Origin of the sequence: Nocardia sp. CY15 (genome assembly GCF_009829295.1) — a bacterium.
In the GTDB taxonomy this organism is placed as follows: Bacteria; Actinomycetota; Actinomycetes; order Mycobacteriales; family Mycobacteriaceae; genus Nocardia; species Nocardia sputi.
Map to the genome: position 1 here is coordinate 133,698 of NZ_VUOT01000004.1, position 12,754 is coordinate 146,451.

At 68.3% G+C, this 12,754-nt stretch carries 12 protein-coding genes; 9 read left to right on the forward strand and 3 right to left on the reverse strand.

Annotated features, from left to right (window positions below; translation table 11 throughout):
• Positions 1–10 precede the first annotated feature (10 nt).
• The 3 genes from GVY39_RS08500 to GVY39_RS08510 are packed head-to-tail and all read left to right on the forward strand — an operon-like array spanning position 11 to position 4,079.
• Positions 11–1,711: an ABC transporter family substrate-binding protein gene (locus tag GVY39_RS08500; protein WP_159922445.1), complete on the forward strand. Its 1,701-nt coding sequence runs from the start codon at positions 11–13 to the stop codon at positions 1,709–1,711.
• Positions 1,712–1,743: 32 nt separating this feature from the next.
• Entirely contained in the window at positions 1,744–3,423 is a 1,680-nt protein-coding gene (locus GVY39_RS08505; protein ID WP_159922443.1) for an ABC transporter family substrate-binding protein, read from the forward strand.
• Complete coding sequence (locus tag GVY39_RS08510) at positions 3,420–4,079, forward strand: hypothetical protein (RefSeq protein WP_236565351.1); 660 nt, start codon at positions 3,420–3,422, stop codon at positions 4,077–4,079. The genes GVY39_RS08505 and GVY39_RS08510 overlap by 4 nt, the downstream gene beginning before the upstream one ends.
• Before the next feature lie 13 nt (positions 4,080–4,092).
• Here GVY39_RS08510 and GVY39_RS08515 read toward each other — a convergent pair whose 3' ends face one another.
• On the reverse strand, positions 4,093–4,608 hold the full coding sequence (locus GVY39_RS08515; RefSeq protein ID WP_201295181.1) for a DUF4240 domain-containing protein: 516 nt from the start codon (positions 4,606–4,608) through the stop codon (positions 4,093–4,095).
• 97 nt (positions 4,609–4,705) lie between these two features.
• Between GVY39_RS08515 and GVY39_RS08520 the strand changes: the two genes are divergently transcribed.
• From GVY39_RS08520 to GVY39_RS08540, 5 genes are all read left to right on the forward strand, one after another.
• Positions 4,706–5,443 (forward strand): FadR/GntR family transcriptional regulator, encoded by a 738-nt coding sequence (locus GVY39_RS08520; RefSeq protein ID WP_159922439.1) that lies wholly within the window; start codon positions 4,706–4,708, stop codon positions 5,441–5,443.
• Positions 5,444–5,451: 8 nt separating this feature from the next.
• Positions 5,452–6,168: a sterol desaturase family protein gene (locus GVY39_RS08525; protein WP_159922437.1), complete on the forward strand. Its 717-nt coding sequence runs from the start codon at positions 5,452–5,454 to the stop codon at positions 6,166–6,168.
• A 359-nt stretch (positions 6,169–6,527) separates the two neighbouring features.
• Positions 6,528–6,737, forward strand: a complete 210-nt coding sequence (locus GVY39_RS08530; RefSeq protein ID WP_159922435.1) for a heavy-metal-associated domain-containing protein — start codon at positions 6,528–6,530, stop codon at positions 6,735–6,737.
• Positions 6,738–6,753: 16 nt separating this feature from the next.
• Entirely contained in the window at positions 6,754–7,713 is a 960-nt protein-coding gene (locus GVY39_RS08535) for a hypothetical protein (RefSeq protein WP_159922433.1), read from the forward strand.
• A gap of 45 nt (positions 7,714–7,758) precedes the next feature.
• Positions 7,759–10,005, forward strand: a complete 2,247-nt coding sequence (locus GVY39_RS08540; RefSeq protein WP_159922431.1) for a cation-translocating P-type ATPase — start codon at positions 7,759–7,761, stop codon at positions 10,003–10,005.
• Between the two features lie 254 nt (positions 10,006–10,259).
• Here the strand turns inward: GVY39_RS08540 and GVY39_RS08545 are convergent, their stop codons facing one another.
• Both GVY39_RS08545 and GVY39_RS08550 read right to left on the reverse strand, forming a co-directional pair.
• A complete protein-coding gene (locus tag GVY39_RS08545; protein ID WP_159922429.1) occupies positions 10,260–10,589 on the reverse strand; it encodes a hypothetical protein in 330 nt (109 codons plus the stop codon).
• A gap of 120 nt (positions 10,590–10,709) precedes the next feature.
• Entirely contained in the window at positions 10,710–11,573 is an 864-nt protein-coding gene (locus GVY39_RS08550) for an NAD(P)H-binding protein (protein ID WP_159922427.1), read from the reverse strand.
• Between the two features lie 86 nt (positions 11,574–11,659).
• Between GVY39_RS08550 and GVY39_RS08555 the strand changes: the two genes are divergently transcribed.
• Complete coding sequence (locus GVY39_RS08555) at positions 11,660–12,529, forward strand: helix-turn-helix domain-containing protein (protein ID WP_201295180.1); 870 nt, start codon at positions 11,660–11,662, stop codon at positions 12,527–12,529.
• The last annotated feature ends 225 nt before the right edge of the window (positions 12,530–12,754 follow it).

Here is a 12,754-nt window from a genome sequence, read left to right on the forward strand (position 1 = left end):
GGAGAGCGCGATGCGGATCCGATCCACGCGAGGCTGCACCCGGCCACGCTCGGCGCGCTGGGCGGTTCCGGTCGTCGCGCTCGGACTCGTGGTAGCGGGGTGCGGCGCGGACGGCGCCGAGTCGGCGACGGGGCTGTCCGACGCGCTCGGCACCACCAGCGACATCAATCCGAGGAGCCCGGACGAACTGCGCGAGGGCGGCAACCTGCGCCTGGCCACCACGTCGTTCCCGGCGAACTGGAACACGCTGTCCAACGACGGGAACGACGGCGAGATCGGCGACATCGAGCGGCCGCTCATGCCGCGCGCGTTCACCACCGACGCCGCGGGCCAGCTCACGGTGAACAAGGACTACTTCACCGATGTCCAGTTGACCGGAACCGATCCGCAGCAGGTGACCTACACGATCAATCCGAAGGCTGTGTGGTCCGACGGCGCCCCGATCACCTGGGAGGACCTCCGCTCTCAGGCCAACGCGCTGAGCGGCGCCGACAAGCGCTTCCTGATCGCTATCTCCAATGGCTTCGACCGGGTCGAGAAGGTCGAACGGGGCGTCGACGACCGGCAAGCCGTCATTACGTTCAAGCAGCCGTACGCGGAGTGGCGCGGCCAGTTCGCCGGCAACATGGCGCTGTTCCCGAAGTCGGTGACCGGCGATCCCGAGGCGTTCAACCACAGCCTGGTCGACCGCATGGGTCCGACGGCGGGCCCGTTCGTGGTCGAGTCGACCAACCGTGCCCAGGGCCGCATCGTCTTGGCTCGCAACCCGAAGTGGTGGGGCGAGCGGCCGAAGCTGGACACCATCACCTACAGCGTGCTCGATCGAGTGGCCTGGGTGGGCGCACTGCAGAACAACGAACTCGACGCGGTGCGGCTGAGCACGATCGACGACGTCAAGACCGTCCGCAGCACCTCGGGGCTGGTCGTGCGCCGGGCGCCGGGTAACCGGTGGCGGCACATCACGTTCAACGGGGCCCCCGGCTCCATCCTCGCCGACCCGAAACTGCGCGTGGCGATCTCGAAGGCGATCGACCGGCAGGGCATCGCGACCGCCACCCAGAACGGCCTGGTGGAGAACCCGAAGCCGTTGAACAACCACGTCTTCCTGCAAGGGCAGGAGGGCTATCGCGACAACAGTCTCGGCTACGATCCGGCAGCCTCGGCGAAGGAACTCGACGATCTGGGCTGGAAGCTCAACGGCGACGTCCGCGAGAAGGACGGCCGCAAGCTGGTCGTCCGCGACGTGATGTACAACGACCCCACCTGGGTGCAGATCGCGCAGATCATCCAGCAGAACCTGGCGGCCGTCGGGGTGGGGTTGCAGATCGACACCCGGCCGGGCGCGGGCTACTTCACCGACGTCATCCAACCCGGTGATTTCGACGCCGCCCAGTTCATCTTCTCGGGCGACGCGTTCCCGCTGAGCAGCCTCCCGCAGATCTACGCGTACCACCCTGACGACCTACAAGGTAACTTCGGTCGCATCGGGTCGCCGGAGCTGAACGCCTTGATCGATCGCACCCTTTCGGAGCTGGATCCCGCGAAGGCCATCGAACTGGCCAATCAGGTCGATCGCGCGGTCTTCGAAGAGGGCCACTCACTACCGCTGACCCAATCCGAGGGAAACTTCGGCGTTCGCGCCGACATCGCCAACTACGGGTCTCCCGGACTGGCGTCCTACGACTACACCAAGATCGGTTTCCTGAAGTAGACACGCAGCAGCGCTGCGGGAAGGAGCGGACCATGCGGATTCGTTCACTGACGACACGACTGGCGGTCGCCGCCGTCGCGATCGGATTGGTGGCCTCCGGATGTAGTTCGGACGACGAGGGCGCTCCCGCGGGCTCTGCCGCCGAACTCGGCACCACCAACGACATCAACCCGCACGACGTCGGCGAGCTGCGCGACGGCGGCAACCTGCGGCTGGCGATCTCGGCGTTCCCCGCGAACTGGAACGCCCTGTCCAACGACGGGAACGACGCCGAGACCGGCGCCCTCGAACGGCCGATGATGCCACGCGCCTTCCGCACGAACGCGGCGGGCGAGCTGTCGATCAACACCGACTACTTCACCGACATCCAGCTGACCAGCACCGAACCGCAGCAGGTCACCTACACGATCAATCCCAAGGCGGTGTGGTCCGACGGCACCCCGATCACCTGGGAGGACATCCAGTCCCAGGCCAACGCGCTCAGCGGCGCGGACAAGTCGTTCCTGATCGCCAACAACAGCGGCTTCGACCGGGTCGAGAAGGTCGAACGCGGCGTCGACGACCGGCAGGCGATCATCACGTTCAAAAAGCACTACGCCGAGTGGCGGGGACAATTCGCGGGCAACACCTTCCTGTTCCCCAAGTCCGTCACCGCTACGCCCGAGGCGTTCAACAAGAGCCTCGTCGACGGCATCACGCTGACCGCGGGACCGTTCATCGTGCAGTCCACCGACCGGGCGCAGGGACGCATCGTGCTCGGCCGCAACCCGAAGTGGTGGGGTGACACTCCCAAGCTCGACACGATCACCTTCAGCGTGCTCGACGCCGCCGCGCAACTGCCCGCGCTGCAGAACAACGAGATCGACGCGGTCGGGCTGGGCACGCGCGACGACTTGCGCACCGCGCGCGACACCCCCGGCATCGCCATCCGGCGGGCTCCCGGCAACAGCTGGAACCACTTCACGTTCAACGGGGCTCCCGGTTCCATCCTCGCCGACCAGAAGCTGCGCGTGGCGATCTCGAAGGCGATCGACCGGCAGGGCATCGTCACCGCCATCCAGAACGGCTTGGTGGAGAACCCGAAGCCACTGAACAACCACGTGTACATCCAGGGTCAGGCCGGCTACCAGGACAACAGCCTCGGCTTCGACCCGGCGGCCGCGGCGAAGGAACTCGACGACCTGGGCTGGAAGCTCAACGGCGACGTCCGCGAGAAGGACGGCCGCAAACTCGAGTTCCGCGACGTCATGTACCAGGAGGACACCTGGGTGCAGATCGCGCAGATCATCCAGCAGAACCTGGCCGCGATCGGCGTCAAGATGAACATCGAGACCAAGCCGGGCAGGGGCTTCTTCACCGAGGTGATCCAGCCGGGCAACTTCGACGTCGGGCAGTGGACCTGGGTGGGTGACCCGTTCCCGCTCGGCAGCCTGAACCAGATCTACGGCTACAACCCGAACGATCTGCAGGGCAACTACGGCCGCATCGGGTCGCCGGAGTTGAACGCGCTGATCGAGCAGACGGTGTCCGAACTCGACCCGAAGAAGGCGATGGAGCTGGCGAACCAGGTCGACCGCACGGTGTTCGAGGAAGGCCATTCGCTGCCGCTGATGCAGTCCGCGGGCAACGTCGGTGTGCGCGCCGACCTGGCGAACTACGGCGCCGCGGGTCTCGCGTCACTGGACTACACGAAAATCGGTTTCCTGAAGTGAGTTTCGGATCGGGCCACCCGCTGGCCTATCCACTCACGGTGACGCTCGGCGCCCTGGCGGTCTGTGCCGCTTGGGCGCCGTTCGGCACTCTGGATCAAGTGGCGGCCATTTCGGCCGTCGCGCTCGGCATCGTCGGCTACACGGGGTATCGGCTCGCCGTCGCCTTCGGCGCGCTTCCGTTCTGGCGCTCGGGCAGCGCGCGAACGGCGCGGGTGACTCGCCTCCGACAGCAACATCGCCTGGTCAGCCGGTCGTGGTTGCAGGTCGAAGGCACCGGCCGGCCGCGTTGGCTTCCGGTCTACTTCGACCCGGCACTGGTCACCCTTACCGAGAACGAGGCGGAACTCGACCGCGCGATCCACGTCGACGGGCGACGCCTCTACCCGTCCGGACGCATCCGCGACGTCGAGCCGCCCGGCCGCCTCATCGACAACCCCACCCGTCCCGACCCCGACGCGCCCGTTCTCATCGCGAAGTCCACCCGGCTGCGCCGCCGACTCCTGCTCGACGCGCAATCCACCGTCGCCGCCCCCATCGCCGCGCTCCTGTGGGTCTACCTCGACGGGGGCGGCCTTCCCGCCTTCCTCGCCGCCACCACCGTCGCCGCCGGGTGCTCGATCTGGCTCTCCGCCATCGGAGGCTCCGACCCCACGTGAAATCGGGCGGATGCTACTTCGTCAGTCCCCAACCGGCCGGATTGGAAACGCTCTCCCGGGAAATGCCGGAACCGGTGGCCGGGAAGCCGCCGAACCGTTCTCGGTGCAGATCGGCGAAGAAGTAGCACATGGCCCCGCACTCCGCGTCGAGCACAGCCACTTCGGGGTCGGCCACCACGGCGTCGTAGAAGTCACGACCCATCGCGACGATGAACCCCCGGCAGTACAGGAAGCCGTCGTCCGAGCCGTCCGTGACCTGCTGGATGTCGGCGCGGTCGATGTCGTACAGTTTCCGCTCCAGCACCCGGTCCAGCACGGTGAGTTCCTCGGCCGACAGCCCCGCACTCAGCGCACGCAGATGGTCGAGGAACGCGTTCAGATGCTCGTCGATGGCGTATGCCTCGTCGTCGTTCTCCCGGTGGATCAATGTTTTCCGAAGCGCGGCAGGCTCGGCGCCTGTCCGCTCCCACGCCGACTCGACGATGCTCCAGAACCGCGACTCGTCAGCGGCGGTGGGGATTTCACTCACGGCGCCGGACGCTACCAGAGCAGCCCGTCCGACAACGCCCGCGACCGAATTGGTCTGACCACTTGACCTCCTGACCAGTAAGGCGCACAGTGGAGCCATGGCGTTGCAACCTGTGGTCAAGCGGTCGGTGTCGGCGGATGTGTTCGAACAGATCGCCGCGGACGTGCTCAGCGGCGAGCTGGCGCCCGGAGCGACATTGCCCAGTGAGCGGCAGTTGGCCGAGGCGCTCGGCGTGTCCCGGCCCGCGGTCCGAGAGGCGCTACAGCGGCTGGCCGCCGCCGGGCTGGTCTCCGTGCGGCAGGGAGACGCCACGACGGTGCTGGACTATCGGCGCGGCGCGGGGCTGGAGGTGCTGCCCAGGCTGCTCGTACAGGCCGGGGAACTGGACCCGGCCGTCGCGCGCAGCATTCTGGAGGCCCGGCTGCACAACGGGCCGAAGGTGGCGGAGCTGGCCGCGCGCCGGGTCGGAGCGGTCGGAGCGAACGAGGTACGCCCGCTGCTGGAGGCCTCGGTCGACGCGCTCGCCGCCGAAGAAGATCCGATCGCCCAGCAGCGGCACGCGATGGAGTTCTGGGATCACGTGGTGGACGCCGCCGACTCGATCGTGTTCCGGCTGATGTTCAACATGTTGCGCGCCGCCTATGAACCGGCGCTCGCGGCGCTGGCCCCGATCATGTCCGCCGAGGTGGGCAACGTCGAGGCATACCGCGAATTGGCCGCCGCCATCGTGGCGGGCCGGCCACAGAAGGCCGCCACCAGCGCTCGAGCGCTGCTCGAGCCGGCGACCACCGCTCTGATCGAGGTCCTCGGCGGACCGCCGGTCACGCACAGCTAGGAACCACCATGACGAAACCCAAGGCATCCGATCGCGATCCGGTCGAGGTCCAGGCACGGGCGCGGGTGCGCCGCGACGAGCGGGCGCTGCGCCGTGGACTCACCCTCGGCCAGGCTTTCGCCGAATTCCTCCGCCACCCCTCGCCGTGGATGATCGGGACCACGCTGGTGGGCGCACTGATCGCCCGGCTCGTCGTCGGCGATTGGCAGCCGACGGATCTGCTGGTTCCCGCCGTGATGCTGGCGGCTTTCCCGGTCTTCGAGTGGATCGTGCACGTCACCGTGTTGCATTGGCGGCCACGGCGGCTCGGTCCGATCGCGATCGACAGCGAGTTGGCCCGCAAGCATCGCGAGCACCATGTCGATCCGCGCGACATCCCGCTGATCTTCATCCCGACGAAGACGCTGTCGGTGCTGGTCGTCGTGCTCATCGCGCTGGGTGTGTTCGCATTCCCGCGCCTGGGCCTCGGGCTGACCTTCCTGATCACCATCACCCTGCTCGGCCTCGGCTACGAGTGGACGCATTACCTGATCCACACCGACTACAAGCCGAAACGCGCGCTGTACCGGGCGGTTTGGCGCAACCATCGCCATCACCATTACAAGAACGAGCACTACTGGTTCACGGTCACCAGCTCGGGCACCGCCGACCGCCTGTTCGGCACCTATCCCGACCCGGCCACGACCGAAACCTCACCCACGGCACGCAACCTGCATTCGACCTGATCACTGCCGCCCCGCGACACCCCAGCGGGGCGGCATCCGTGAGCAGCGCCCTCAGCCACCGCTCGCGCCCGACCATTCCACTCGAACCGAGCAACTGCCGTCCCGCGACAACTCTGCGGGGCGGCACTCGCGAGCAGGGCCACATCTTCATCCGCCGCCTGCCTGGCACCTGAAACGGATCCAGGACGCAGAGAGCAGGAAGACCGCAGTATGCGGATCGTCCTCCGGACCCGCACGCCGAGCCCGGCCCGTGACCTTCGTCGCGGACCGGGCTTTCGTCTGCGCCGGGCTTGACGAAAATATACCCTAGGGGGGTAAGGTAAATAGGAAGCACGGACAACCGCACAAGGAGAACGACCATGAGTACCGCCACCACCGTGACCGTCACCGGCATGACCTGCGGGGGCTGCGCCACTTCGGTGCGCACCGAGATCGGCCGCATCTCCGGCGTCGAATCCGTCGCCGTCGATCTCGCCGCCGGACTGGTGACCGTCGAGAGCGCGAACCCGGTGGAGCGCACCGAACTCACCGCCGCCGTGGAGCGCGCCGGTTACGCCGTCGCCGACTGACGGACGGAGCACACCGATGAACGCATCCACCAAATTCGGCGGCTTCGCCCTCGGCCTCGCCGCGATCTTCGGGCTCGCCCTCGCGACCGGTTCGGTCATCGGGCCGGAGCCCACCGAATCCGCCGCCCATGACGCGGCAGCTCACGAGGGTGGCCCCGCCGACCGGGGTGAAGTCCACCCCGACGCACTACCTGGAGGAATGATGGCAACCGACCGCGGCTACACCCTGCGGCTGGACACGACCCAGACCACCGCCGCGGCGAACGCGCCGCTGCACTTGCGCATCCTCGACCGGGACGGAAAGGCCGTCACTCGCTACGTGCGTACCCACGACAAGGATCTGCACCTGATCGTCGTGCGGCGCGACATGGTCGGCTACCAGCACGTGCATCCGGTGCTCGACGGCAACGGAACCTGGAGCGTCCCGCTCGATCTCCCCCGCGGCGGCGACTACCGGGTATTCGCCGACTTCACTCCCGAGGGCGGCGACAACCTGACTCTCGGCGCGGACCTGCGGGTGGCGGGCGCCTACGACCCCCGGCCCCTGCCTGCCGCGACCTCGACCGCCGCCGTCGGCGACTACACCATCACGCTGGACGGCGTCGTCGTCCCCGGCCGGACCTCGACGGTTACGCTCTCGGTGAGCCGCGCGGGCAAACCGGTGACCGACTTGCAGCCCTACCTCGGGGCTTACGGCCACCTCGTGGCACTGCGCGCCGCCGACTTGGGCTACCTGCACGTCCATCCCGAAGGCCACCCTGGCGACGGTGTCACCGCGGCCGGGCCGAACATCACCTTCGCCGTCACGGCGCCGAGCGCGGGCGATTACCGCCTGTTCCTCGACTTCCAGCACGAGGGCGTGGTCCGTACCGCCGAATTCACCCTGACCGTCGCGCCGGGCACCCCCGCCGTGGACGCATCGACCCACGAAGAAGACACTGGTCAGCAGCCGGCGCCGCACGGTCACGGACACTGACCCGCCGACCGTCCGCACCGCGTCGCACAGAACGGAGCAACCACGATGACCACCGCGACACAACCGCCGCCCTCCGGGCAGGTCGAACTCGTGATCGGTGGAATGACCTGCGCGTCCTGCGCCGCGCGCATCGAGAAGAAGCTCAACAAGCTCGACGGTGTCACCGCCACCGTGAACTACGCCACTGAAAAGGCCCGCGTCGAAGTCACCGGTGACGTCTCACCGGACGAGCTGATCGCGACCGTCGAACAGGCCGGTTACACCGCCGCCCTTCCCGCCCAGCCGGAACGGTCGGAGGAGGCCGTCGCCGAGGACGACCCCGCCGCCCTGCGCACCCGCCTGCTGGTCTCGCTGGCGCTGTCGGTGCCGGTGATCGCCATGGCGATGATCCCGGCCTTGCAGTTCACCAATTGGCAGTGGCTGTCGCTGACGCTGGCCGCGCCGGTGGTGGTGTGGGGCGCGCTGCCGTTCCACCGCGCGGCGTGGACCAACCTGCGCCACGGCGCCGCGACCATGGACACCCTCGTGTCGATGGGGACGCTGGCCGCCCTGGGCTGGTCGGTGTACGCGCTGTTCTGGGGCACCGCGGGCACCCCGGGCATGACACATCCGTTCGAGTTCACCATCTCCCGGATGGACGGCACCAGCAGCATCTACCTCGAAGCCGCGGCGGGCGTCACCACATTCATCCTGGCCGGGCGCTTCTTCGAGGCGCGCGCCAAGCGGCGTGCGGGTGCCGCGCTGCGGGCATTGCTCGAGCTGGGGGCCAAGGAGGTCTCCGTGCTCCGCAACGGGACCGAGCAGCGCGTTCCCGTCGAGCAATTGGCGGTCGGCGATCGGTTCGTGGTGCGGCCCGGTGAGAAGATCGCCACCGACGGCATCGTGGTGGAAGGTTCCTCGGCCGTCGACGCCTCGATGCTCACCGGTGAATCGGTGCCGGTGGAGGTCGGCGCGGACGACGCCGTGGTCGGCGCGACCGTCAACGTGGGCGGCCGGATCGTGGTGCGCGCGACCAGGATCGGCTCCGACACCCAGTTGGCGCAGATGGCGAAGCTGGTGGAAGACGCGCAGACCGGCAAGGCACAGGCGCAGCGGCTGGCCGATCGGATCTCCGGGATCTTCGTGCCGATCGTGATCGCGCTGTCGGTCGCGACGCTGGGATTCTGGCTCGGCGCCGGCGGGTCCGTGGCCGCGGCGTTCACCGCCGCGGTGGCGGTGCTGATCATCGCCTGCCCGTGCGCGCTCGGTCTGGCCACGCCCACCGCGTTGATGGTCGGCACGGGACGCGGCGCGCAACTGGGCATTTTGATCAAGGGCCCCGAGGTGCTGGAGTCGACGCGGCGGGTCGACACGATCGTGCTGGACAAGACCGGCACCATCACCGCGGGCAAGATGACCCTGCTCGAGGTCGTCCCCGCCGAAGGCGAGGAGGTCTCGCGGATCCTGGAACTGGCCGGAGCGCTGGAGGACTCGTCCGAACACCCGATCGCCCAGGCCATCGCCAAGGGTGCCCGCGAGCGGGTGGGTTCGCTGAAGCCGGTCGAGGGCTTCGCGAACGTCGAGGGCCTGGGTGTGCAGGGCATGGTGGACGGCCATGCGGTGCTCGTCGGGCGGGCCCGGCTGCTGGCCGACTGGTCACAGCACCTCGACGACGACCTGACCCAGGCGATGCGCGCGGCCGAAGCCGAGGGAAAGACCGCCGTGGCGGTGGGCTGGGACGGCAAGGCCCGCGGGGTGCTCGTGGTGGCCGATGCGGTGAAGGCGACCTCGGCGGAGGCGGTTTCCCAACTGCGCGCCCTCGGCCTGACACCGATCATGCTGACCGGCGACAACCGGGCAGCCGCCGACGCGATCGCCGCGCAGGTCGGCATCGACGAGGTGATCGCGGAAGTGCTGCCGCAGGACAAGGTCGACATGGTCAAGCGGCTGCAAGCCGAGGGCAAAGTGGTTGCGATGGTGGGCGACGGCGTGAACGACGCCGCCGCACTCGCCCAGGCCGATCTGGGGCTGGCCATGGGCACCGGCACCGACGTGGCCATCGAAGCGGGCGACCTGACCCTGGTCCGCGGTGACCTGCGGGCGGCAGCGGACGCGATCCGCCTGTCCCGCCGCACGCTCGCGACCATCAAGGGCAATCTGTTCTGGGCCTTCGCCTACAACGTGGCGGCGATCCCGCTGGCGATGGCGGGCCTGCTGAACCCGATGCTCGCGGGCGCGGCGATGGCGTTCTCCTCGGTCTTCGTGGTCACCAACAGCCTGCGGCTGCGTAGCTTCCGATCGACAGCGCGATAACGAAAAACACCGGACGGGACGGCACGCGTAGTGTCGTCCCGTCCGGGCAACCGCCAGGAGGTCTCCATGTGGGCATTCGCCGAACGCGCAGCGCAGGTTGCGCGGCATCCAGCGGCCAGGTGCGTCGCCGCATGCCTGCTCGCAGCCGCCGCCCGAGCTCTACGCCCGAGTGACGCCGATTCCGGCAAAGCATGCGCATAACGCCATGGGCGAGCGTACCCCCGGCACACCGAAATCCGAAATGGAAAAACAGCTCAGCCGCGCAGCGTGGTCACCGTGACCAGATCGGGCCGCAGGAACGACCCGTACACCTCAATCGACACCCCGCCGGTCGGGGATTCGCCCGCCCACCGGGCGTGCTCGGTGATGCCCTCCGCGAGCAGCGCTTTCGCTCCAGGCGACCAAGCGACGGCTACCTGGCTCAGCGCGGGCCCGAGGTTCAGGTTGGCGATCGCCGCGGATTCGTTGTTGTCGAAGTAGACCTCCGTACCACCCGGGAACGGGTTCACCGCCACCGCGGACGCACTCGCGCCACCGAACGCGGCGGCCGAACCTCCCGCAACGAGCGCTACCAAGACGGTCATGACCCGTCGACGCATCCGAATCCCCTTTTCATGTAAGCGCACCGGCCCTTCGGCCGGTCATGTCACCCTTGCCGAGCAGGCAGCATTCGGCAATTCGATGCGATGCCAATCACAGACAGCTTACTGTGCGCTTTCGACAGCGCCGAACGCACTCGCATGGTCGGTCGCCCATTCGGCGAATGTCCGCGCGCGGCCGAGAATTCGGGCCACGTTCGCGGTGACGATCGCATTGCCTCCCGCGCGCACGTAAGCCTGGCCCGCCAGTGCCCCGTCCGCGTATTCGACGGACATTCCGGACGCCAGCATGTATTCGCGCGCCTCTGCTTCCGGAATGTCCACGACATCCACCGGACGACCCGCGACGGCAGCCAAGGTGGCGGCCAGATCATGGGTGGTGCGCAGTTCCGGACCGGTGAGGTCGTAGATCCGGCCCGCGTGCCCAGAGGACACCAATGCTTCGACGGCGACCCCGGCGACATCGCGGGGATCGATCACCCCTTGGGCGGCATCACCGGTCATATTCGGCACCGGCTGCCCGGAGCGAATCGCATCAGCCCAGCTCAACGTATTGGAAGCGAAGGAACTCGGACGCAGGATCGTCCATTCGACGCCGCTGTCTCGCGCGGCCTGCTCGCCGGATAGATGCCACGTGCCGACGCGGCCGAGTCCGGCATCGCCGGTACCGATGGCGGAGAGCTTGACGAGGCGGCCGACCCCCGCGTCCCGAGCGGTGGTGATCAGGGCTCGATCGGCCTCCACGTACTCCGGTCCGAGCACACCGACGAAGAAGGCCACCCGCGCGCCGCTCATCGCCTCGGCGATGGACGCGAGGTCGAAGTAGTCACCACGCACTACTTCGACGCCCGCCGGAACCCGGGCACGACCGGGGTCCCTCGTCACGGCCCGGACCGGCTCACCGCGTTCGGCGAGCTGCCGGATTATTTCACTTCCGATGGTGCCCGTGGCACCGGTGATCACGATCATGCGAACCACCGTGCCGGGGCATACGCCCTGGTCTCTAGGAAATTTCGGCACACCTCGCCGGGCCTGCGCTGCCTACAGTGGATGCGGTGACCACCCTGCTGCGCCCGTCCGTCGTGACCGCCGAGCTGATGGAGGAGTCCGCACCGGCGCCGGATTCGCTGCGGGCCTGGCTGACCGAATCCGGCCGCATCCCGACGGTGCGCGACCTGCCCGAATCGTTCGCGCACATTCCGCAGACGGCGGCCACGATCGTGCTCCGCGCCGAGCACAGCGAGGGCGGGGACGCCGACAGCTATCCCCGCGGCATGCGGACGCAGACCGGCGATACCCGTGTCGCGCTCGTCGTCGGGCCGCAGACCAAGGCGATCTATTCGCGCGCGAGCAAACCCGCGGGCTGCCTTCGGCTGCGGTTGGCCCCGGGTGCGGTCCCCGCCCTGCTCGGGGTTTCGGCGGCGGACCTGACCGATCGCGTGGTGCGACTGCGCGACCTGCCCGGTCCTGCCGCTCACCTGGCCACCGAGCTGATCCAACTCGAACAGGACGAGGTCGTCGCGTACCTCGAGGACGAGCTGCCGCGCCGTATTCCCGACAACCCGGCCTACCGCGCCCACCGCCGATTGCTCACCGCCGCCGTGGCCGCCATCGGAGCCGACCACCCACTCCCGATCGCCGCGCTGGCCGCGCGGCTCTCCGTCAGCGAGCGTCAGCTCCGCAACCTGTTCACCAGCGGAATCGGCGTCTCTCCTAAGCACTTCGTCCGTATCGCCCGCCTTCGGCGCGTTCTCTCCCGAGCCGAAGACACACCGTGGGCCGACCTCGCGGCCGCCACGGGCTATTACGACCAGTCCCATATGACGGCCGACTTCCGCAGGCTGATGGGCGTCGCGCCGACGTCGTTCCTTCGGGGTGAGATCCCCACCCCTTCTCCTTGTCGTGCCCTCACTCACCTGCGCTGATCGGACCCACCCTGGCGAATCTCGAAGTCCGACTCCGGACCTTTCCGGATTTGCCGACTGTCCGGACTCGGAGTCGGCGTAGCGGCACGGGAGGTCGGCATTCGTTCACCTCCGGTCGGCGGGTAGAGCGGACGCTCGCAGTACAAGCGTTTGCAAGGTAAACGAGGTAAGCCCTCTACTCCATCGAGAAGGATCTCCACCGCATCCGGGTAATGCGCGTGCCGC